Source organism: Deinococcus sp. QL22, assembly GCF_023370075.1.
Classification (GTDB): Bacteria; Deinococcota; Deinococci; order Deinococcales; family Deinococcaceae; genus Deinococcus.
Window position 1 is genome coordinate 197,573 of sequence record NZ_CP097151.1, and the last position, 21,513, is coordinate 219,085.

Annotated in this window: 19 protein-coding genes and 3 pseudogenes; 11 read left to right on the forward strand and 11 right to left on the reverse strand. The window is 61.0% G+C overall.

Translation table 11 applies throughout. The features are described from left to right. The first annotated feature begins 185 nt into the window (after nt 1-185). Together M1R55_RS20320 and M1R55_RS20325 are read left to right on the forward strand one after the other, a co-directional pair. The gene (locus M1R55_RS20320; protein ID WP_249395240.1) at nt 186-632 is read left to right on the forward strand and encodes a hypothetical protein; all 447 of its coding nucleotides are present in this window, start codon (nt 186-188) and stop codon (nt 630-632) included. Nucleotides 633-889: 257 nt separating this feature from the next. Next, complete coding sequence (locus M1R55_RS20325) at nt 890-2,155, forward strand: ROK family protein (RefSeq protein WP_249395241.1); 1,266 nt, start codon at nt 890-892, stop codon at nt 2,153-2,155. A gap of 74 nt (nt 2,156-2,229) precedes the next feature. Here the strand turns inward: M1R55_RS20325 and M1R55_RS20330 are convergent, their stop codons facing one another. Further along, entirely contained in the window at nt 2,230-3,129 is a 900-nt protein-coding gene (locus tag M1R55_RS20330; RefSeq protein WP_249395242.1) for a carbohydrate ABC transporter permease, read from the reverse strand. Beyond that, the gene (locus M1R55_RS20335; protein WP_249395243.1) at nt 3,126-4,031 is read right to left on the reverse strand and encodes a carbohydrate ABC transporter permease; all 906 of its coding nucleotides are present in this window, start codon (nt 4,029-4,031) and stop codon (nt 3,126-3,128) included. Before M1R55_RS20335 ends, M1R55_RS20330 begins: the two co-directional genes overlap by 4 nt. A gap of 231 nt (nt 4,032-4,262) precedes the next feature. Here M1R55_RS20335 and M1R55_RS20340 point away from each other — a divergent pair, with 231 nt between their 5' ends. Genes M1R55_RS20340 through M1R55_RS20350 form a run of 3 tightly spaced genes read left to right on the forward strand, consistent with a single transcriptional unit; the run spans nt 4,263 to nt 8,286 of the window. Next, nucleotides 4,263-5,255, forward strand: coding sequence for an ROK family protein (locus M1R55_RS20340; RefSeq protein WP_249395244.1), 993 nt, complete (start codon nt 4,263-4,265; stop codon nt 5,253-5,255). Beyond that, a complete protein-coding gene (locus tag M1R55_RS20345) occupies nt 5,252-5,842 on the forward strand; it encodes an SIS domain-containing protein (RefSeq protein WP_256566034.1) in 591 nt (196 codons plus the stop codon). The genes M1R55_RS20340 and M1R55_RS20345 overlap by 4 nt, the downstream gene beginning before the upstream one ends. Nucleotides 5,843-5,844: 2 nt before the next feature. After that, nucleotides 5,845-8,286, forward strand: a complete 2,442-nt coding sequence (locus M1R55_RS20350; RefSeq protein ID WP_249395245.1) for an alpha-mannosidase — start codon at nt 5,845-5,847, stop codon at nt 8,284-8,286. A gap of 192 nt (nt 8,287-8,478) precedes the next feature. Here the strand turns inward: M1R55_RS20350 and M1R55_RS20355 are convergent. From M1R55_RS20355 to M1R55_RS20365, 3 genes and pseudogenes are all read right to left on the reverse strand, one after another. Then, nucleotides 8,479-8,548, reverse strand: a pseudogene (locus tag M1R55_RS20355) (IS6 family transposase); the annotation flags it as partial. 90 nt (nt 8,549-8,638) lie between these two features. Beyond that, nucleotides 8,639-9,475: an SDR family NAD(P)-dependent oxidoreductase gene (locus M1R55_RS20360; protein ID WP_249395246.1), complete on the reverse strand. Its 837-nt coding sequence runs from the start codon at nt 9,473-9,475 to the stop codon at nt 8,639-8,641. A gap of 177 nt (nt 9,476-9,652) precedes the next feature. Beyond that, nucleotides 9,653-10,000, reverse strand: a complete 348-nt coding sequence (locus M1R55_RS20365; protein WP_249395247.1) for a hypothetical protein — start codon at nt 9,998-10,000, stop codon at nt 9,653-9,655. Nucleotides 10,001-10,571: 571 nt separating this feature from the next. Here M1R55_RS20365 and M1R55_RS32275 point away from each other — a divergent pair. The 5 genes and pseudogenes from M1R55_RS32275 to M1R55_RS20385 form a co-directional block, all read left to right on the forward strand. Continuing rightward, nucleotides 10,572-10,874 (forward strand): annotated as a pseudogene (locus M1R55_RS32275) (transposase); the annotation flags it as partial. A 289-nt stretch (nt 10,875-11,163) separates the two neighbouring features. Next, complete coding sequence (locus M1R55_RS32280; protein WP_371827276.1) at nt 11,164-11,469, forward strand: transposase; 306 nt, start codon at nt 11,164-11,166, stop codon at nt 11,467-11,469. Between the two features lie 555 nt (nt 11,470-12,024). After that, nucleotides 12,025-12,813 (forward strand): ParA family protein, encoded by a 789-nt coding sequence (locus M1R55_RS20375; protein WP_256566035.1) that lies wholly within the window; start codon nt 12,025-12,027, stop codon nt 12,811-12,813. Beyond that, complete coding sequence (locus M1R55_RS20380; RefSeq protein WP_249395250.1) at nt 12,810-13,829, forward strand: ParB/RepB/Spo0J family partition protein; 1,020 nt, start codon at nt 12,810-12,812, stop codon at nt 13,827-13,829. The genes M1R55_RS20375 and M1R55_RS20380 overlap by 4 nt, the downstream gene beginning before the upstream one ends. Nucleotides 13,830-14,052: 223 nt before the next feature. Beyond that, a pseudogene (locus M1R55_RS20385) lies at nt 14,053-14,207 on the forward strand (IS6 family transposase); the annotation flags it as partial. A gap of 254 nt (nt 14,208-14,461) precedes the next feature. Here the strand turns inward: M1R55_RS20385 and M1R55_RS20390 are convergent. Beyond that, nucleotides 14,462-14,998 (reverse strand): SDR family oxidoreductase, encoded by a 537-nt coding sequence (locus tag M1R55_RS20390; RefSeq protein WP_249395251.1) that lies wholly within the window; start codon nt 14,996-14,998, stop codon nt 14,462-14,464. Between the two features lie 226 nt (nt 14,999-15,224). Beyond that, nucleotides 15,225-17,144, reverse strand: coding sequence for a glycoside hydrolase family 55 protein (locus tag M1R55_RS20395; protein ID WP_249395252.1), 1,920 nt, complete (start codon nt 17,142-17,144; stop codon nt 15,225-15,227). A 444-nt stretch (nt 17,145-17,588) separates the two neighbouring features. On the opposite strand from M1R55_RS20395, the gene M1R55_RS20400 reads away from it, so the two are divergent. Then, nucleotides 17,589-18,623 (forward strand): LacI family DNA-binding transcriptional regulator, encoded by a 1,035-nt coding sequence (locus tag M1R55_RS20400; protein WP_249395253.1) that lies wholly within the window; start codon nt 17,589-17,591, stop codon nt 18,621-18,623. A 22-nt stretch (nt 18,624-18,645) separates the two neighbouring features. Here the strand turns inward: M1R55_RS20400 and M1R55_RS31800 are convergent, their stop codons facing one another. The 4 genes from M1R55_RS31800 to M1R55_RS20415 form a co-directional block, all read right to left on the reverse strand. Then, entirely contained in the window at nt 18,646-19,305 is a 660-nt protein-coding gene (locus tag M1R55_RS31800) for a transposase (RefSeq protein WP_256566036.1), read from the reverse strand. After that, the gene (locus M1R55_RS31805) at nt 19,215-19,871 is read right to left on the reverse strand and encodes a transposase (RefSeq protein WP_256566037.1); all 657 of its coding nucleotides are present in this window, start codon (nt 19,869-19,871) and stop codon (nt 19,215-19,217) included. The genes M1R55_RS31800 and M1R55_RS31805 overlap by 91 nt, the downstream gene beginning before the upstream one ends. Beyond that, nucleotides 19,858-20,253 (reverse strand): IS200/IS605 family transposase, encoded by a 396-nt coding sequence (tnpA, locus tag M1R55_RS20410; protein WP_249395254.1) that lies wholly within the window; start codon nt 20,251-20,253, stop codon nt 19,858-19,860. The genes M1R55_RS31805 and tnpA overlap by 14 nt, the downstream gene beginning before the upstream one ends. A 449-nt stretch (nt 20,254-20,702) precedes the next feature. Next, nucleotides 20,703-21,455, reverse strand: a complete 753-nt coding sequence (locus M1R55_RS20415) for a GntR family transcriptional regulator (protein ID WP_249395255.1) — start codon at nt 21,453-21,455, stop codon at nt 20,703-20,705. Nucleotides 21,456-21,513: the final 58 nt, after the last annotated feature.

Below are 21,513 nucleotides of genomic sequence, written 5' to 3' on the forward strand. Positions count from 1 at the left end.
TACCGGGCAGCGGGCATCAACCACCAGGCCTGGTTTGTACACCTCAGCAGCGGTGGGCAGGATCTTCAGGGGCGACTGCGAGACACCTTACGCGAACGCTTTTTGCCGTCCTGGGGCGGCACGGCCCCTGGACGGAAGGCGCGGCCACCTACAGCGGCGGACAGGAGCGCGTCCGGGCGGAATGGATGGAAACGTTCGGGTATTTCACCAGTGAAAACAGCCACCACGCCTCAGAATATGTGCCCTCCTTCTGGGCCTCTCCCGCGTCTTCTCCGGCCCATCTTCCCCGGCGCTGGGACTATTTACGTACCACGCAGGCCCTCGCTGGGCAAGAAGAAAACCTGACCAGAGAGGCAGGCAGCCGACTCTGCACCCAGCTGGAGCCTTCCGGGGAATTCGGCATGCCGATCATTGCCGCCCACATCGGGGGGCCGCCCGCCGAAATTTACGTGAATGTCCGCAACGACGGCTCGATCGGAAATCTGCGGCCAGAAGCCTGCGTGGAAGTGCCTGCCCGTGTGGAGAGAAGCGGAGTTCATCCGGAAAAGATGGGCCGCTTGCCCGGTGTCTGTGCTGGCCTGAATCTGACCGGAATTGCCCTGCAAAAGGCGGTGGTAGACGCGGTCATGTAGCCTGATGTTCAGGCCCTGATGGGCTCGTTTGCTCTGGACCCCCTGACGGCTCGAGTTCTGGACCTGCCCCGCATTCGCCATATGGCCCGCGAATTGATGTGAGCGCAGGGGCCCGCTGGATGCCGCCGTGGGTGCAGGCGACCTCGCTCTGAATCACGGGACTGAATTCCCGCGCCATAACGCCGTTCCCCCACGGCAGAGTAGACTTGCATTCTAAAGAAGGCGGGACACAGTCCTTGCCCACATTGGGGAGCAGGATGAATCAGCGCAAAGTGAGAACCATTCGGCAGGGCCGGAATTTGCCTGAGGTTCGGGCCGACAATCTGAGCGTGGTGGTCGAAGCCATTCAGAAACTTCAGCCGATTTCCCGGAGCGAGCTGGCCGACGCCACAGGCCTGACCGCCGCCTCGATCACGCACATGGTCAATGAGCTGGAGGCCTTTAACCTGCTGGTCGAAACGCCGTCCAGCGTGCGCAACATTGGCCGCCGCCCCACCCTGCTGACCTTCAATCAGAACCGGGGACAGGTCATCGGCGTCGAAATCTCGCGCTCTGGGGTACAGGCCATTCGCTCTGATTTTGGGGGCCGGACGCTGGCCCGCCTGGAACGGCCTTTTCAGCCTTCCTCGTCTGTGGAAAAGGGCCTGGCTGTGGTACGTGAAGTCATTGCGGACATCATTGATGTTCAGTTGCCGTTGCTGGGGATCGGCGTCGGCGTGCCCGGCCCCGTGGACAGTACGGCGGGCATCGTGATCGAACCTCCCAACTTCGGCGGATGGCGCAATGTAGCCCTGACGGCCAGCCTCAGCGAACATTTTGGCGTGCCGTGCTGGCTGGACGACGACGCCAAAGCCGCCGCCTTTGGAGAACGCTGGTACGGGGCGGGCCGGAACGAGGAAACCCTGCTGTACATCTCGCTGCGGTCGGGGGTGGGTGCGGGCCTGATTCTGGGTGACCGCGTGTACCGGGGCGCACACGAGCTGGCAGGCGAAATCGGCCACACCACCATTCATGTGGACGGTCCGCTGTGCGAGTGCGGGAACCGGGGCTGTCTGGAAACGCTGGTGAGTGTTCCGGCGATTATGCAGGAGGCGCGGCGCCTGGGCCTCAACGCCCGGAATCCGGCAGAGCTGCATCAACTGGCGCTGGAGGGCAATCTGGTCGCCCAGAACATCAAAGAACGGGTGTATCTGTACCTGTCGGCGGCACTGGTCAATGCGGTCAACCACTACGACCCCGCCGTGATCGTGCTAGGCGGCCAATTGGTGCGGTCCTGGCCCGAACTGACCGATACGCTGGCCGTCAAGGTCAAGGGGCGGTCGTTCGGCTACCTCTCCAAAGACATCCGGATTATTGCCAGCAGCCTGGGCACGGATGCCGTGGCGTTGGGGGCAGTGGCCATTGCCATCCACAACATTCTGCGCGACCTGCAGGGCACGCTGACCACCCCGGCGGTGACCGCACAGGCCGCCGTCAACGCCGCTGCCGTGCAGTCCCAGAAACACACAGAAATAAATACATAGATTAAATGTATAAATACAGAAGCCCGGCCTATTCACCGGGCGTTCTGGATTTCAGACAAGACTCTGGGGTTTGCTCAGCCTTTCACGCCCCCGCTGACGGCGGCCCCTTCCACAAAGTATTTCTGGAAGGAGAAAAACAGGATGATCACGGGCAACATCACCAGCAGCGCGGCGGCCATCAGGTATTGCCACTGAACGGCGGTGGCGGTGCGGAAAAATTGCAGGCCCACCTGCAGGGTGTAGAGCTTTTCGTCGTTCAGGTACAGCAGAGGACCCACGTAACTGTCCCACGCACCCTCGAAGGTAAAGATAGCCACCGTGGCCAGCGCGGGCTTGGAGAGCGGCATGATGACCCGGCTCCAGATCCACCAATCGCTGGCCCCATCGACTCGGGCGGCTTCCGAATATTCGTTGGGAATGCCCAGAAAAAATTGCCGCAACAAAAAAGTGAAGAAGGCTCCGGCAAAAAAGCTGGGCACCACCAGAGGCAGATACGTGCCGACCCACTGCAATTTTGAAAACAGAATGTACTGCGGGATCAGGGTCACCATGCCGGGAATCATCATGGTAGAAAGCAGGATGGCAAACAGAAAATTGCGGCCCGGAAACCGCAGCTTGGCAAAGCCGTAAGCGGCCAGCGACGACGACAAGACCGTGCCCACCACCACAGCAAAAGCGTACAGAGCGGTGTTGATGGCGTAGCGCGTGAAGGGAGCCAGCGACCAGGCTTTGGCAAAGTTGTCGAAGCGCAGCGGGTCGGGAATCCAGATGGGCGGGTTGGCATACACCTGCGTGTCGGCTTTCAGGGCGGTGGAGAGCATCCAGGCCGCCGGAAACAGCACCGCCACGCTGATGGCGCACAGCAGCGCGAACGCCATCACTTTCCAGAAGAGGTTTTTGCCGATGTGGCCGTTAAAGCGGGGCCGATTGGCCGCAGGCACAGTGGTCGCAGGCGGGGTTTGTTGAATGGTCATTCGCGGGCCTCCCCTTCGTAGTACACCCAGCGGCGAGAAATCCAGAACTGTAGGCCGGTAATCATCAGCGTAATGAGCAGCAGAACCCAGGCCATTGCGCTGGCGTAGCCCATCTGGTATTCACCAAACGCCTTTTGCCACATGTACAGGCCGTAAAAGAGTGTGGAGTAGGAGGGGCCGCCTTTGCCGCCTTCAGAAATAATGAGCGAGGTTTCCCAGAACTGAAAGGCCGCCGCGATGCCCGTGACCAGTTTGAAAAAGATGGTGGGCGACATCATGGGCACCGTAATGCTCCAGAACTGCTTGACAGGAGAAGCGCCGTCGAGCATGGCCGCCTCGTACAGGTGCCGGGGAATGCCCTGCAACCCGGCCAGATAGATGATGTAGCCGCCCGCCGCGCCCCACATGCTCATGATGACCAGGGCAGGCTTGGCCCAGGTGGGATCGGCAAACCACAGCGGCGGATTTTCTACGCCGATGGCCCGCAGGAACACGTTGATGGGGCCAAAGTCAGGGTTAAAGACCCACAGCCACAGCAGCAGCACCGCTACCCCAGTCAAGACTTTGGGCAAGAAGAAGATGGTGCGGAAGATACGCTGACCCGGAATCTTTTGGTTGAGCAACACCGCGATCAGTACGCCTGTAAAAACGCTGAGCGGAACCGCGAACAGCACGTAAAATCCGGTGTTGTACAGCGAGATCCAGAACAGGTCGTCATCGAAAAAGAGACGTCTGTAGTTGTCCCAGCCTACCCAGCGGGCCTGTGAGGTGATGTCGTAGTTGGTGAAGCTGGCATACAGCGACCACAGCATCGGCCCAGCGATAAACAACAAAAACCCGAGTAGCCAAGGGGCAATAAACAGGTAGCCGTTGATGGCTTCTGTGCGACGCGCCTGACTCATACGTGCCATGTAAACCTCCTGTGGGATGGCGATTCTGATAAATGCTCGGCAACAACAGAACTGAGGTGAAAGGAGGCAAAACGCAGTTGGCGTCTCCAGCCAGCGAAGGCCCACAGGGTGCAGCTTGGGGTGAGTTGCTTAAATATATAAAAAAACTGCGGGTTTTGGTATATGCTGATGTCCAAGGCCACCGCCCCAACCCAAATCCATCCGACCGCAGAGGAGCCACCCATGACGACGCTGCCGACGCTGCCACTGGAGGCCACACCGCGTCATGTCTTGGCCATCGATATAGGCGGCACGAAACTTGCCGTTGGAATCGTTGCCGAGACCGGAGAACTGATCGACTCCGTCCGTACCCCCACCCACGCCGAACAGGGGCCAGACAAGGTGCTGGAACGTATTCTCGACCTCAGTCACTCGTTGTTGCGGCGCAGTCCCGTGTCTATCGGGCGCGTCGGCGTGGGCTGCGGCGGTCCACTCGACACCCGGCGAGGTCTGATTCAGAATCCGCCCAACCTGCCGGGCTGGATCGACTATCCGCTGGTGCGCCGTCTGCAGGAGTCGTTGGCGCTCCCTGTCGCCCTCGATAACGATGCCAATGCTGCGGCACTGGCCGAATTTCATTTCGGAGCAGGCCAGGGCACCCGGCACATGGTCTACCTCACCATCTCGACCGGGGTAGGGGGCGGCCTGATTCTGAACGGTGAACTGTACCGGGGCAAGCGCGGCAATGCCGGAGAACTGGGGCATATTCAGGTCAAATACGACGGTGACCCCTGCAACTGCGGGGGCCGGGGATGCCTTGAAGGCTATGCCTCGGGCACCAACATTGCGCGGCGTGCCCGCGATTTGGCGGCGCTGCACCCGGAATCTGTGCTGGCCCGCACCTCCCAGGCACACATCACCGCCCAGACCGTGCTGGCGGCGCTGCGGGCAGGCGACGCGGTGGCCTGGCACCTGTGGAATGACACGCTGGATTTGTTGGCGGCGGGGGTAGCCAGTATCGTGAATGCCTTTGATCCAGAACGGGTCGTGATCGGCGGCGGCATCACCAATTTCGGTGACCTGCTCTTTCCGCCCCTGCGCGAACGGGTAGCACAACGGGCCATGCCTGCACTGCTGAGCGGTGTGGACATCTGCCCCGCTGCCTTTGCCGAGCATGTGGGGATTCTGGGCGCCGCTGCCGTCGCTTTCCGGGAACGCGTGGGGGTGGTCCGGTGAGTGCTGCCGACCATCTGACCGGGTATATCGAGCGGCACCGCGCCGCCCTGGAGCGCCTGTCTACGCTTGGCCCCGAGGTCGAAGCCGCAGCTCTGGCCTGCATCACGGCTCTGCGCGGCGGGGGCAAACTGCTGACCTGCGGCAATGGCGGCAGCGCGGCAGACGCCCAGCATTTTGCTGCAGAACTGACGGGCCGTTACCGCCGTGAGCGCCGTCCCCTGCCCGCGCTGGCCCTGACCACCGATTCCAGCGCCCTGACCTGCATCGGCAACGATTACGCTTTTGAGGAAGTGTTTGCCCGGCAGGCGCAGGCGCTGGTGCAGCCCGGCGACGTTCTGGTGGGCATCACCACCAGTGGAAACAGCGAAAACGTGATCCGTGCCCTGCAGGTGGCGCGGGAACGCGGGGCCATCACCATCGCCTTTACAGGCGAGGCGGGAGGACGCGCCGCCGAACTGGCCCACATAGCCCTGTTGGCCCCCAGCGACCGCACCGCGCACATTCAGGAGATGCACATCCTGCTGATTCACGTGCTGTGCGAAACCATCGACGACGCATTCGTAGAGGCAGCGGGAGAGGACACTTGAGGATGACGACCCCCAATCCACGCGGCGTATTTCACATGATCGGCAACGCGCACATCGACCCCGTCTGGCTCTGGAACTGGCAGGAGGGCTTTCAGGAAATCAAGGCCACCTACCGTTCTGCACTCGACCGACTGACGGAACATCCAGACTTTGTGTTCACCTGTTCCTCTGCGGCGCACCTGTCCTGGATTGCCGACAACGAACCCGAAATGTTCGAGGAAATTCGTGGGCGGGTCGAGGAAGGGCGCTGGGCGTTGGTAGGTGGCTGGTGGGTGCAGGCCGATTGTGCGCTGCCCAGCGGTGAAGGATTTGTGCGCCAGGGCTTGTACGGGCAACGGTTCTTTCAGGCCCGCTTTGGCCGCACTGCGGATACGGGCTACAACCCGGACTCGTTTGGGCACGCCGGAACCCTGCCCCAGATCCTGCTCAAAAGTGGGCTGAAAAACTACACCTTTATGCGTCCGGGGCCACACGAGCAGGCCCTGCCCAGCCGCCTGTTCTGGTGGCAGGGTCCAGACGGCTCGCGGGTGCTGACCTTCCGGATTCCATATGAATACTGCACCTGGGGCAAAGATTTGGAAGCCCATGTCCGCAAATGCACCACCGAACTGGGCGGCCCGGTCAATGAGCTGATGTGCTTTTACGGTGTCGGCAACCATGGTGGCGGCCCCACCAACGAAAACCTCGCCTCTGTGGCCCGGATGAACGCGGAGGGCGGTCTGCCAGAGCTGCGGCTCAGTGACCCCAGCCGCTACTTTGAAGCCGTTGGGAAGCTGGAGGTTCCGGTCTGGTCCGATGAACTGCACCATCACGCGGTGGGCTGCTACGCGGTGCATTCCGGCGTCAAACGCTGGAACCGTAGCGCCGAACTGGCCCTGATCCGGGCCGAGAAATTCGCGGCGCTCGCGGCAGCCGTTACGGGCCTTTCCTATCCACGCGCCGATCTGGAACGCGCCTGGAAACGGGTGCTGTTCAACCAGTTCCACGACATTCTGGCGGGCACCTCTATAGAAAGCGCCTATGAAGACGCCCGCAATGAATACGGCGAGGCGCTGGCCACCGCGCAGCACATCACCAATGCAGCCGTGCAGCGCCTCAGCTGGCGCGTGACCGTGCCCCACCGCGAGGGCAGCAAGCCGTATGTCATTTTCAATCCTCATCCGTGGCGCACCCAAGTGCCCATCGAGCATGAGACGGGCGGCGTGCCCGCAGAGTTTACCGTGACCGACGAACAGGGCACACCCATTCCTGTGCAGCGCATCCGGTCAGAGGCCACCGTAACGGGTTGGCGCAAGCGCCTGACCTGGATGGCCGACCTGCCGCCCTTTGGGTACCGCACCTATACCATTCTGCCCGAAGCTGCGCCAGAAACCCCGCCTGTGGAGGCCAGCCACCTGCATCTGGACAACGGCCTGCTGCGGCTGGACATCGATCCCCAGACAGGCGGCATTTCGCGCCTGCTTGATCAACGCAGCGGCGCAGAAGTCTTTCAGGGAACAGCCGCTGTAGGCACCGTGATGCGCGATCCGAGCGATACCTGGAGCCACGGCGTGTTCCGGTACGACGACGTGGTGGGTCACTTTGCAGACGGGCACAGCACGCTACTGGAGCAGGGCCCGGTTCGCAGCACCATTCGCACCACCGCCCAGTTTGGTCGCAGCACGCTGACGCAGGAATTTACGCTGTATGCCGACCAGCCGTATGTACAGGTGCGCGTGCAGGTCGCCTGGCACGAAGCCCAGCAGGTGCTCAAGCTGATCTTTCCCACCCATCTGCACTTTCCACAGGTGACCTACGAAGCGCCTTACGGGGTCACGGAGCGGCCCACCGACGGCAACGAGGAACCCGGCCACCGCTGGGTTGACCTGACCGGCGTACACCGGCCCAGCGGAGCCGTTCGCGGTCTCAGCCTGATCAACGATGCCAAATACAGTTATCACGCCCTTGAGCATGAACTGGGGCTGACGGTGTTGCGCTCGCCTATCATTGCCCACCATGATCCCTACGTGCCCACGGAAGGCGGAAACTACCGGTTCATGGATCAGGGCGAGCAGCAATTTACCTACTGGCTGTATCCCCATGACCTCACCTGGCGCGACGCCGAGACTCCCCGCTGGGCCGCCGCGCTGACCGAACGGCCCGTGACGATTCCCGAAACCTTCCACGAAGGCCCCCTCGACTCAGCCGCATCCTTTATGCGAATCGAACCCGCCAACGCTCAGATCACGGTGGTCAAACGCGCCGAAGACGACCACGGCTACGTGCTGCGCGTGGTCGAAACACACGGCCAGCCCACGCAGGCAGTCGTGGATCTGCTTTTTTTGAACCGCAGCCTGCATCTTCAATTGGGCGCTTATGAACTCAAAACCATTCTGATCCCAGACGGTGGCGGCCCCCCCCTAACCCTGAATCTCACCGAGCTGGACATCTGGGGAGAGATCTAGACCCTGATCCCTATCTAGCAGAGCGGCTCTGAACAGTGTAACTGACCTCTGTGCCTGACCGAGAGTGCTTGGCAGCAAAGGTGACTGACATTAATTTGCCGGAAACTGCTGGCCTTATCCGGTTCCCCCGGACTCCTTGTGGGGCTGGCCGTGATGAACGATCATCTCGCAGACGCGACCGGGTTTCCGGCGTTCCTGCACGTCTCGGTAACTCAGGGGAAAGCGATGGCACAGCCAAACCGCGTGCTGGATGATCGTTCATTGAGAAGCGGTGGCGGTAGAGTTTCCGGTCAGTCAGGGCAGGCCAGCCTACTCCGACTCCGGTTAAGGCAATACAACCCTCAGGCCTGCTTCAGCGCGGCCCGTGGTTAAAGGTGGCGGTGCAGCCACCGTCTACCGTGACAATAGATCCGGTCATAAAGGAACTGTCGTCAGAGGCCAGAAAGGCGACCACGCGGGCCACTTCATCCGCCTGTGCCTGCCGCCCCAGGGGTTGCAGCGCAGCATTGGCTTCACGCCGTGCCCGTGCGGCGGCTGCCTGCTCGGCTGGCAATTTGGCCACGCTGCCGCCCATATCGGTATCGATGTACCCCGGACAAACGGCGTTGACGCGGATGCCCTGGGGGCCGTAGTCCACCGCAAGCTGCCGGGTCAGATTGACCAGCGCGCCTTTAGAGGCACAGTACGCTGGCGCCCGCAACGCCCCGATCAGGCCATAGGTCGAAGCAATATTGATGATGGCCGCCTGGTGGCCGGTGGCAAGCAGATGCGGCATCGCTGCTTTCACGCACAAAAAGGGACCCCGCACGTTGACCGCCATGACCCGGTCCCACAGCTCTATGTCCATCTCATGGGCCAGACTGGACCCCCCTGAAATTCCAGCATTGTTGACCAGGATATGCAGCGCGCCGTATTCCTCAACGGTCTGTTTGATCAGGCGGGCTACCTGTGCGGGTTCCGAAACGTCACAGGCCACAAAAACAGCCTGACCACCTGCCGCGCGGATCAGTGCAGCGGCGGCTTCGCCCGCCTCAAGTTGCATGTCGGACACCACCACCCGTGCCCCCGCCTGTGCCAGTGCCAGCGCCGTTGCGCGCCCGATGCCGCCAGCCGCCCCGGTTACCACTGCCACGCGTCCTGTCAACTTGCCGTGTTCACTCCTCTGGAGTTCTTTGTCAGATAAAGGCATAGGGCCAATGTACACGTGCCGCAGCCCTCTCCTGTTGCTAAACCCTTCAGGCAAAAAGCTGTGCCTCAACCTGTTTTTGCTCTGACCCGCAAGTGGCGTGGGTGCAGTCGCTGAACCGTATCGAAGATGGATCAGTTCAGCAAAGGGAGCAATCTACCTGTCTCGACTGCACTGAGGTCACAGGGGCTTCATAGGTTTCATGGGTGTCATGGGTTCTATCGGCTTCATACCCTGACCGTCCGGCACAGCCTTCAACTCGACCGCCCCGTGTTTGCCCAGGTCGGGGGCCTCGCCCAGCGACTGAACCTGGTTGCCGTGCAGCGCGAAATACACGGGCGGGTTGGTCCGGAGTTCCACCACAAAGCGGTCCTGGAGGCGGTGGACCTGAGGCGGAGCGGTCCAGGTGCCTGTTGTGGTGCCGGACGCTTGGGCCTGTCCCTGCTGCTCAACAGAGATGAGGGTCTGCTCGCCGTGCTGCTCAAGCGTGAGGGTCCGGCCATCATCGAGCTGCGCTTGGTAAGCCATGCCTCAGCCTATCTGCTGGATGTCGGAGGTTTGTTGGGTTCAGCTTTACCAATGGATCAAGTGGGCTTGTAGGCGCTTCAAACGGCCCTCAGACCCTACAGAACCGGCGACCGGGCGCCGACAGCTTCACCTCTGTACCTTGCAGGAGGCCGAAGAATAAAAAGGACGGGCGGGCGGCGTTGATGCTCGTCCACGGTCTGTTACAACTGGAGGTGGGGTTTCCGATAACTGAGTTCTTCAGCAAGAAGCGGCGAGAAGTTGATGTTCCACTGTCTCAGCGTGTCGTGACTTACCAACATACCGCGTTTGTATCTTAGGAGAGTCGAAGAAACTCGACATTGCTCAGGGACGCTTGGGTGCTGGGAGGGATGAACACGATTTTCACGGTGGGACTTGACCCCGCTCAGGAGATGCGCTCGCCCTCCCCCAGCTCTGGTGGTCGAACGGAATCGATGGCCCTTCTTGAGGAGTGAGCCTGCAGGTGCAAGCGAGACCGTGGAGCACGTCCTTTCCCGGCGTCGGGAATTCTCTGTCCCTTGGAATCGACATCAGCCAGTCTACTTTTGATGCGGTGTTCCTTCAGGGGGCTGTTCAGCGCCACAAGGTGTTTGCCAACACCGCTGCTGGGTTCAAAGCGCTGACCACTTGGCTGACCACCCATGCGACGCCGACTTGCCACTTCTATATGGAGGCCACCGGCCGGGATCAACTGCCGTTGACCACGTACCTCCATGCCGCTCTCCACACGGTCAGTGTGGTGGACCCAGCCCGCAGCAAGGCCTATGGGCTGAGCCGAATGAGCCGGAACAAACCGGACAAGACCGAAGCGCTGCATCTCGCGCAAAATGCAGCTTGGGACCCAGCGCCCTCCGAATGCCAAACCTTGACTGCTTTGGTTCATCTTCTGGAGGAGCTCGAGGCGACCCGGCAGCAAGAACTCAACCATGTGGAAGGCACAGAACATGTCTATGCTCGTCCTTCTCTTGACGCTCATATCGCCGACCTCGATCTGGAAATTCAGGAGGTATACCTGCGTCTGCACGAACACGTCCTGGCGCATCATGAGTTGCGACGTCAGGAAGAGTTGCTCACGAGGATCCCGGGGGTGGGCAAACGCACCGCCCGGAGAGTGCTGGCCGAAGTTCAGATCATGGACTTCGAGCATGCCCAAGCAGGTCGCTGCATCTGCAGGTCTGACCCCACAGCAGCGCACTTCAGGGTCATCTCTCCGACGAGGGCGCCTCTCGAAGATGGGCAACGCCAGTGTACGCCGAGCGCTCTCTTCCCCTGCCCTTTCAGCGATGCGAGGGAATCCCATCGTCAAAGCGTTCTGTCTCGGTCTTCCAGTGAAAGGCAAGCCAAAAATGGTGATCGTAGGCGCCGCCTTGCGGCAATTGTTGCACCTCCTGTACGGGGTCTTGGAGCATGGCGTTCCCTGCTCACCAGCGGCGTGGGTCATCGACGCTTGACTTTGAAGACGGAATCTCCTGAAGCAGTTCCTGCACATCCTGGGCCCAGAGCGGGAAGCGCTAGTACAGCTAAGGCCCAGCCAGATGGCATGCTGGATGCTGCTGCTGAAGACGCGATGGCGGTGGGGCGTTGGGTCAGTCACCAGCGCCACCCTACCGGTTAACCTGACAGCACCTTTCGAAATGCTGAACGCGCCCGACCAGCGTTCTGGTTTTGCTCCTCCCCGCGACAGCAAGGACGAGGGCATATGTGTCCGTATGTTCAACGATGCCCTGCTGATCTGTGCTGAACATTATCTCGGTGATGTTGGAACCGCCGGATGGCCGAGGGGGCGAAGGTGTGCGGGAGACCTGGAAGAGATCTTGGCTCCAGTACTCTCAATATGCTGACTCGTTGTGCCGAGCGGGTGATCCGACTGATGGTAAATGGCTGTCCAGAGTTTCGGGAGTGTCATCAGCCTGCAGGTCAATACGGCGGTCTGCAGCCAGATCCAGACTGGGCACTGCCTCGGCCACACATAACGTTATGTGTGGTTCAGGTAAGCTGGCAGAGTCATGACCATTTATACGTTTTTCAATCACGCTGGAGGAGTGGGAAAGACATCGGCGACCCGCGATTTTGGCTATGAGCTGGCCTCCCGTGGCCACCGAGTCCTGCTGGTCGACTTCGATCCACAAGGAAATTTAACCTCCTTTCTTGGTGCTGACAAATGGAAGCTAGCGCCAGAGTCGACACTCTTGGCTGCCCTGCTGGAAGACGATCCCAAAAGTGTGGCGGGCCGCTTGCCGCCCACCATCGATGTGCACGGCCTGTCCCTGTACCCTGCCACCATTGATCTGGCCATCGCCGAAGCGCAGCTGATCGCCAAATTGGGCCGGGAGCGGCGGTTGGCCAATATTCTGGCCCAATTGCCCCAGCCGTACGATTATGTACTGATTGACTCGCCTCCCAGTTTGGGTACCCTCACGGTGAACGCCCTGGTGGCGGCTGACGCCCTGATCGCGCCGGTAGCCACCCGTTTCAAGGCCATTGACGGTTTGCCGGGCCTCACCCGGATGGTGAGCGAATTGGGGTGGGTCAAGCCTGGGCTGGGGTTCGCTGCCTTCCTGCCCACCATGTACGATCAGCGCAACCGCCACGATTCTGAGGTGCTGGAGATGATCCGCGAGCAGCTGCAGCCCCTGGCACCGGTCCTGCCTGCGGTGCGCTACCGGGCAGCCGACCACAACGACGCCAGCATGAGCGGCCAGCCGGTGCAGGTGTACAAGCCGGGCAGTGAGGCCGCCCGGGATATGGCCCAGGCGGTGAGCGCTTTTCTCGCTTTGGAAGGCGTGCCGTCGTGAGCCGCAAAGAGCGGCCCAAACTGCAGATCGGGCCCTTGAAGGCTGCTGGGCAGCCCAGCGAATTGATGTCCGGATTTACCGGCAGTCAGGCTCCCCTGGCCCAGTCGGATCTCGCGCTTGACCTGATCCAGCCCCGCACCCAGCAGCCCCGGCGCTTTTTTAATGCCGAGACCCTGACCCGGCTGACCGAGAGCGTCCGCGCACACGGCATTTTGCAGCCGCTCTCCGTTCACCAGACGCCCGAAGGCCGCTACGACCTGATTTCAGGTGAACGGCGCTTGCGGGCGGCTCAGGCGGCGGAGTTGTCGACCGTTCCTGTCAAGATTTTTACTGGCCTCAGTGAACGACAGATTCAGCAACTCGCCGCCATTGAAAACCTGCAGCGGGAAGACCTCAACCCGGTGGATGAGGTCGATGCCGTGCTCGATATCCTGGCGGCTGAGCTTGACCTGCCGCGCGCTCAACTGACGCCCAGACTGGAGCGCTGGAAATCGATGAAGATGCGCGATCCGGCCCTGGGGCGGGCCAGTGAAGAAGACCGGGAAGCCATTGCCAAACTCGATACCCTCTTCCGCGGGCTGGCGAGGGGTGAGTGGGCGTCGTTCGTCGCCAACCGGCTGCCCGTCTTGCGGTTGCCGTCCGCACTTTTGGAGGCGGTTCGGGAAGGCAGGCTCGAATACACCAAAGCCATCGCACTCCGGCGTGCACCTGAACCTCTGCAGTCGGCCTTGCTGCGCGAGGCCCCCTCATTGTCGGTTCAGCAACTGCGGCAACGGGTGCGGGCCGACGCCTCCACGCCGGAGGTCGCTGAGGGAGTGAGCCAGGCCATCACCACCCTACAGGGATTGCTCAAGGTCGAGCGCCTCGCGCAGCTCGGTGCGGCCGACCAGAAGCGGCTCGTTGGGCTGCTGACAGAAGCGTCGGCCCTGTTGACGGGCGAGCAGGAGTTGACAGGGCAGGGGAGAGGTTCCCCGAAGACGGGACGGCGCCAGGGGAACGTCAGGCCAGACGAGTAAGGTGGTCTACACCTTCGCCGGTGCTGTACAAGGCGGTTCACCTTGACATCTCCTGCCTGTAGAGCACGGCTTGAAGGACGGCGAACCTTTGGGCGGCGCCTTTAGGCAATCCGGCGCCCTTGCCTACCTCCGCCTCATCCTGTTTGGGTTGTGTTGCCTTAACTGGGTTGGGGTAGGCTGGCCGTCCGCGACCGACCCAAAACCGTACCGCCACCGATTCCCGATGACATCATCCAGCACGCGGTTTGGAAGTACCACCGCTTTCCCCTGAGTGACCGAGACGTCCAAGAATTGCTCCACCAGCGCGGTATCGAGGTTAGCCACGAGACTCTCCGCGAATGGTGCATCAAATTCACTGTTCCAACGCTCTGGTCTGAAGCCATGTACTGGAGTGCAAGCGGCTGTGAGATCAGGCATTTCGGCAGAGGAGGTAAAAACTACCCTGCAACCGATACCGAATGACAGGCAACTCGTCCAAGAGAGGGACGTAGGTGTCATGGCGTCAAGGCGACTTTAGTCGCTCCCAAACCCCTGTCCTTTCAGTGTAGGGTTGTTTAGTCCACCGTGTCATGGTGCCACTCGTCCAACCATTCCATGAGCGCGGCGTGGAACGCCGCGCCACGGTTGTTCACCTACGTGCGCTCGCCCTCCAGGCCGCGCACCAGTTGTTCTCCGAGCGCTGCGGCGGGCAGCAACACCCGTCCCGCTGGCTGCTGGCCCCGCACCTCATCCACAGACTCTCCCAGCAGCGCTGCGCGGCTCCGCGCTGAGGTTGCTGCAAGATTCCCCTCGACACCGGACGGCACCAGCAGCGTCACATGAATGCCTTCTGGAGCCAGCGCCGCGCGGAGGACGCCAGCGTAGCCCGTCAGCGCGTGCTTGGTCGTGGCGTACAGCGCCGACAGGGGATCCGGTTCCCGAATGGCCAGACCAGAGCCTGAACCCGTCAGGACGATGCCTGCACCCGGTTGGCGGCGCATGAGTGGAAGAAAGGCCTGAACGGCTAGGACGCTGGTCATCACGTTCAGTTTCCAGACCCAGTGCCAGTGGGCTTCCGTGAGCTCGTCCAGGGGGCGCATATCCAGCACACCGACCGTTACTACGAGCAGGTGCAGCTCTGGGAGGCGACGGGCCAGATGCTCAAGTGAGGAAGGCAACACGACCGTCACGGATCACAGGGCGGCCCGTCAACTCTCGCCGCGGAGGCCATGGCCACCTTCTTCTGATGGTCGCCAGTGGTGTCCATCCGGCAAATTCCTGAACGCCAGTCCTCAAGACCGCGTCCTCAACTTCTGCGGCCCTGGATGCCCGATCATGCCCCACAACAGACCTGGCCAAAAGGAACTGACGAAATCACGCTATTTCGTCAGTTCCTTTTGGCACAACTGCTCTTTCTTAGGGCAGCGGGTATTCGGTGATGTACACGGGAATCCCCACTTTGCTGGTGTCGGCGGCGGCACCCACACCGTTGACCACATGATCAACCGTTCCCGCGCTCAGATTCACGGTCATGATGTGCCGGAGCTTGACGCCAGGTGTCTGCGGAACCTCAAACCCGTTTTCGGTGTGAATAGAGGGGTTGTTCTGGTTAAACACGTACACGCCGCCCCCGAACAGCTGGTGGGTCTTGACCTGGTTCCCGACCTTGTAGCCGGCCCACCCTTCCACGCTGCCGTTCATCCAGTCGGCTTGGGTCGGGGGGTCGTAGGGAAGCTCGTTCTGATACAAGACCGTCGTTCCGTTTTCACCATTCCAGATCGTGTTGTATTCCTGAAAATGCTCGACGAACAGACCTGTGGCCGTGACGTGATCGCCGTTGATGATTACCCCGTTGCGGCCCCTGTTGGTGTTCCAGCGCTCTGTATCGCCAGAAAAGCCTTCAATGCCGTGATCGGCCCGCCAGACCCAGGTGTGATCGATCAGGACGTGGTCGCTGTTGACCTCCAATGCAGTTTCAGCCTTGCCGATATGGGGGCCGCCGACCCGGAAATACACGTCGCTGAGGGTCACCGGGTCGGCTGGGTCGACCTTACGCGCCCCATTGTTGCCATTTTTCTTGCCCACTTGCAGCAGCACCGGAGAGGTGGTGGTTCCTGCATCCACCGTCACGCCAGCAATAATGACGCCCGGCACATCGGCCACAGTCAACGGAACCGCGCCGCCCACCGCTGTGAGGGTGGCATGCCCGATGCCCAACACCACTGTGTTGGCCCGCTTGACCGAGATGCTCTGGGCCACGTCATAGACGCCCGGGGTCAGCAGCAGGTTGCGCCCACGCGTCAACTGGTTGTTGATGACCTGCACCGAATCTGCGGGAGTGGCGACATAAAAATCGCTGAGCGGCAGGCTTTGCCCCGGCGTCATTCCAGCGGCCCAGGACGTGCCCCGGCTGTTGGTCTGCGCCGAGGGCACGCGCACCTGGTAGTTGCCCTGCGCGTCCAGATACAGGTAAGGCTTTTCGCGGCTGACTGGAGTAGCGGCCAGCGTGGTGTACGGCGGATTGGGGAAGGTGGTGTCGTCCGGTGCGCCCTCTACTCCCGCAAACACCTGATTCCAGACACCATTCGACCAACCGCCGATGGTGCTGTTGCGGGTCAGCCACTGCTGCTGGGACCCGTTGATGATGAACGCGGTCTTGCTGTCGGCCAGAAAGCCGCCGCTGGCAAATTGCGGGCCTGCCGTGCAGTAATCCATCAGCGACAGGTTGCCGCCCTGAATGTTGATCCGGCGCATAGACACTGCCTGCGACACGGCCCAGAAATTGGCCGAGCCGCGGCAGCCGTCTTGCCCTGCGCCGTTGACCTGCACGGTGAGATTGGACACCGTGCGCCAGAAGTTGACCAGCGCGATGCAGTTGCTGGTGCCTCCATCGCCGAGGCAGCGGTTGTAGACCTCGACCTTGCCGTTGATGACCACATCCTGCGGCGACGCGCCCAGACCGGAAATTTCGGTGTAATAGCCTACCTTGATCTGAAGGGGCTGTTCGGCGGTGCCGTAGGTACCAGGCCTGAACAGGTAAGCGTACCGTTCGCTGCCCATCTCGTTGTCGACCTGCTTGGCATAGGTTTCATCCAGAATGGCCTGAATCTTGGCCACAGGCATCGATGGATCAAAGACCGTGACGCGGGTGCCGAGGTCTGTGCCGCCGTTCACGCTTTTCTGGGTGGCAGAGAGGCGGCCCAGTTCTGCGGCCTGTTCAGGTGGAGTCGGAGAACCGCAGGCGCTCAGCAGCAGCGTCACAGTGGTCAGCAGCAGCAGAGGCCTGTGCACAGGGCGGGACGGAAGGGGAGCGGCCAACGGGGCGGGTTGCTTCATGACTCTCCTGGTGTACTGATGGTGGACTGAGCCGAAGGTAGTGATCCGAGTGGGCTGAAAGGGGATGGTGGCCGTGTGCCGTGCTGTCTTGGCCTGCTGACCGCCGATGGGCCAGCCAGGAGTAGGCACCCCATGAGCCGGAATGGACTCGGAAAGCCAATCGAGTGCCTTCCAAAGGCACGTGTCGGTGAAGGGGTGATTGACGGGCGTCAGCAGAATTCAACAAGACATATAGCGCTACAATTTTGTTAGGCAGAAGGGTACCGGGACGTGTGAGCTGCCGGATTCAGGCCAAATCAGGGGGAAGAGCCTCCTCTACAGCTGCGAAATAGGAAGTCGGAGATTGAATTGTTTGTACACTCCAAATGTAGCGCTATAAATTATGAAAAAACAAGTGAATGCGCCTTCATACTAGACTCCGAGTTTGGAGGATTTCAGGTCGATATGCTCTCTAAGAACGTCCCCGCGCCCGCCGCCCTTACCCTGAATGACGTCGCCCAGCGGGCAGGCGTATCTCCGATGACCGTTTCTAACGTGATCAACGGCAAACAGGGCGTGCGTGCCGCGACCCGGCAGCGGGTGCTCGATGCCATCGCCGAGACTGGCTACCGGGTCAACCCAATGGCCCGCATGTTGGCTGGAGGCCGCAACCGGATCATCAGTGTCCTGACTCCTCAGATGAATCAGCCTTACGCTTCGGAAGTGGTGCAGGGTGCTGCGGGCGCGGCGCAGCGCCTCGACTACGACCTGATCGTGATGATGTCGGGCAGCTCGGATTTTTCGGTCATGACTCAGCTTTCTGCTGGGGTACTGCTGATTCAGCCGCCCAGTGAGGGCTATGACCCGAGATCAGATTTGCCGTCCCATGTCGTCAGCGTGGATGGGCCGTCCGATTACCCCTTGATAGTGGACAACTACGGCGGAGCTTGCCTCGCCATGCAGCATCTTCTGGTGCTGGGCCACACCCGAATAGGCTTCATCAGCGGTTTGCAGGCCGAACCCGGCGTCATTGCAGCGGCGCACGCAGCTCAGAGTGGACAGCGCAACGATGCCCACGAGCGGTTTCGTGGCTACCGCGAGAGCATGGCATCGGCCGGGCAAAGAGTTCTGCCGGAGTATGTGCAGCACGGTGATTTTACCAAAGCAAGTGGGGAAAGGGCCGCCCAAGTTCTGTTGAGGTTACCGACCCCACCCACAGCGCTCTTCGTGTCCGGTGACGCGATGGCTCTGGGGGCGATTCACGTGGCCCAAGACCTTGGCTTGCAAGTGCCGAAAGACCTGTCGGTGGTGGGATTCGATGACCTGCCTCTGGCTGCGGCGGCTCGCCCCGCCCTGACCACCGTGCGTCAGCCTCTGCAGCAGATGGGCGAAGCGGCTCTGGAACTGCTGGTGGCCCTCGCCGAACACCGCCCTATGGTGTTGCCCACGCCTTTTCCCACCACCTTGATCCAGCGGGAATCCACAGCTTCACCCTCCTGACGCCGGAGACTGTACTTGAACCTCACACGACTGAAGTCGCGTGATTCTCACTTCGCAGACCGTTGCCCAGTATTGCGGGTCTCACACAGCCTCCATGAGCGTTTAAGGTGTTCGGCATTCCGACGACCACCAAGCCTTCACGCCGGATGTTGAGTGCGGCGTTCTCATCGCGGTCATGCGTCTCGCCGCAATTCGGGCAAGTCCACTCTCGGACGGCGAGATTCTTGACTTCGGAGTTTTTGAAGCCGCAGTCATGGCACATCTGGCTGGACGGGAAGTACGGGCTGATCTTGGAGACTAACCGTCCATACCACGTCGCCTTGTACTCCAACTGCCGGATGAACTCCCCCCAGCCTGCGTCAGTAATGCTCAGCGCCAATCGGTGGTTTTTGACCATGTTGCTGGGCTTGAGATGCTCGGTGCAAATGATCTCGTACTCACGTACAAGGGAGGTGGTGAGCTTATGCAAAAAATCCTGACGTTTATTGGCGACGTGCTTGTGGATGCGGGCCAGCTTGGTTTTCGCTTTCCCGTACCGCGCACTGCCTTTCTTTCGTCTGGACAGGGTTTTCTGAGCCTTGCGGACAGCTTTCAGGGCACAGCGGTAGTATTTGGGGTTGGCATGATGTCTGAACTCCTGTCCATCGGTGACGATGGCAAAGTCTTTGATGCCGACATCCACACCCGCTGCATACCGGGGCGCGGCGGGCAGATAGGGATGTCCACTTCGCAGAGAACGGACGCCTCGTAATGAGTCTCATGGATGCGGCGGACGGTGACGTTCAGAATCTTGCCCGCAATCCCCGGTTGGCCTTTGGTCTTGATCCAGCCCAGTTTCGGGAGCTTGAGTCGCCCCTCACCCACTTCGATGTTGTTGTTGGTGAACTGGGTGCGGTATGCCTCCCCCGTGCGCTTCTTCTTGAAGTTCGGGAATCCAGCCTTTTTGCCCGACTGCTTGAGAGTGCGGAAGAAATTCTGGTAGGCCCGTTCCAGATCACGCAGGGATTGTTGGAGGGCGAATTTGTCTACCTCTGCGAGCCATGCGGTGGCTTCTTCCCGTTTCAGCAGGGTCAGCGCCTTGTCGGTGGCCGCGTAGGTCATGCCTTTGCCATCTTCGCGGTACGTTTCGATCCGGCGGGCAAGGAAATGGTTGTAGACAAATCGGGCGCACCCCAGCGTGCGGTTGATGCGCTCTTGCTGGGCCGCGTTGGGGTACAGCCGGACAACGAACGCCTTATTCCTGATCATGCTGGCTCTCGATGTACTGCTGAATCTGTGTGCGAGTCTGCTCGGAAACGGTCAGGACGCAGTAGGACGGGTTCCAGAGATTGCCGCCCCAGAGTTTTTGCTTCAACTGAGGGAAGGCGGCAAACATTCGGCGGGCCGAGGAACCCTTCAACGCCTTCACAAAATCAGGGATGGCGTGCTGCGGTGTGGCCCCCAGCAACAGATGAACATGGTCAGGCATGACCTCCATCGCGGCGATCTCCAGTTTGTTCTGGGCAGCGATATCGCGCAGGATGTCCTTCAACCCATCGGCCACGTCATCCACCAACACCTGATGACGGTACTTCGTCGCCCAGATCAGGTGGTATTCGATTTGGTAGACGTAGCCTCGGCCTTTTTTCATCGCTACAAGGAGGCTAACATATGTTGAGTCTGTTCCATAGGGTTTCCGCTCTACGTCGCCCTACTCAGGGCGAGAGGGCGAACTCATGACTGAAGTCACGAGCACGTGCCCCTCACCCGTCAACACCATCACAGAACGCAAACCATCAGCATACGGCTGTGTTCCAAAACTGGTCTGTGCTGTCTCTCTGCGCTGCCGTATCGGGCAAGTTTAGAAATTTCGGCAGGTGTGTCAGGTCAAACCGTTGTGTGACCAACCTCAACCGAGGCACAGCATGCTTGATGGGGCAGAACTCCTCGCTGAACTACAGGTTCACCTTTCGAGAGGAGAGACGCCGCCCCAGAGGCGCCCACCTTAGTTCAGCTCACTGATCTATTGCCGAGCTCCCTTCGTTGGGCCAGCAGCTTCTGGCTCTCAGTGTCAACAGCGTGGCCTACTCAGCACCGCCGCTATCCGCCGCCCAGCGGCGGCATCATGCGCAGAATGTGGACATCCAGCAGTTGTCCAGATTGGGCAGAGACGTTGCGGTAAAGCCGCTCACCGGTGGTGGAAATGCCCAAGGTCACGAAGCGTAGCAGCGCGCTGCCCGGCGTCAGGTGCAGCGCGGCCGCCGTGGTGTCGTCGGCGCTCACCGCGGAAATGCGCGTGGAGGTGTGGGCCAGCGGGTGGGGCAAATAGGGCGTTAAAAAGTCGATGACGCCCTTGGTCGGCTCGAACGAGTCCCAGGTTCGGATGGCCCGCGTGACCGGCGGGGCCAGGGCGTAGGTGACCTGCACGGCCGGGCGCTGCCCCGCCAAGTACAGCAGGTCGATCAAGGTGACCTGCGTGCCGGGGGACAGGCGCAACTCGCGCTGGGTCTCGGCATCGGCTGGAGTGAGGCGCCGCGTCCAAGTGTCCACCCGCGGCTCAAATCCAGCGGCCCGAATCAGATCAGGAATCGGCAACACGCGGCCCAGCGGGGCATGCAGCGGCGGCTCGGCCGTGAAGGTGCCCAGCCCCTGCTGCCGCACCAGCAGCCCTTCACGTTCAAGGGCGGCCAGACCGTCGCGCACCGTCGTGCGGCTGACTTGGAGCTGTTGGCTGAGTGCCGTCTCACTCGGCAACCGCTCGCCAGGGGGCAAGTGGCTCATCAGCTCGCGGAGATGGGTCACGACCAACTGAGGGCGGGTGGGGTGCGGCTTAGAAGAGCGCTGTATATTCATGATCGTCTCGCCTGAGTGTATAGCGCTTAAGATGTTGGACGTCCAACAACCTTTTCCC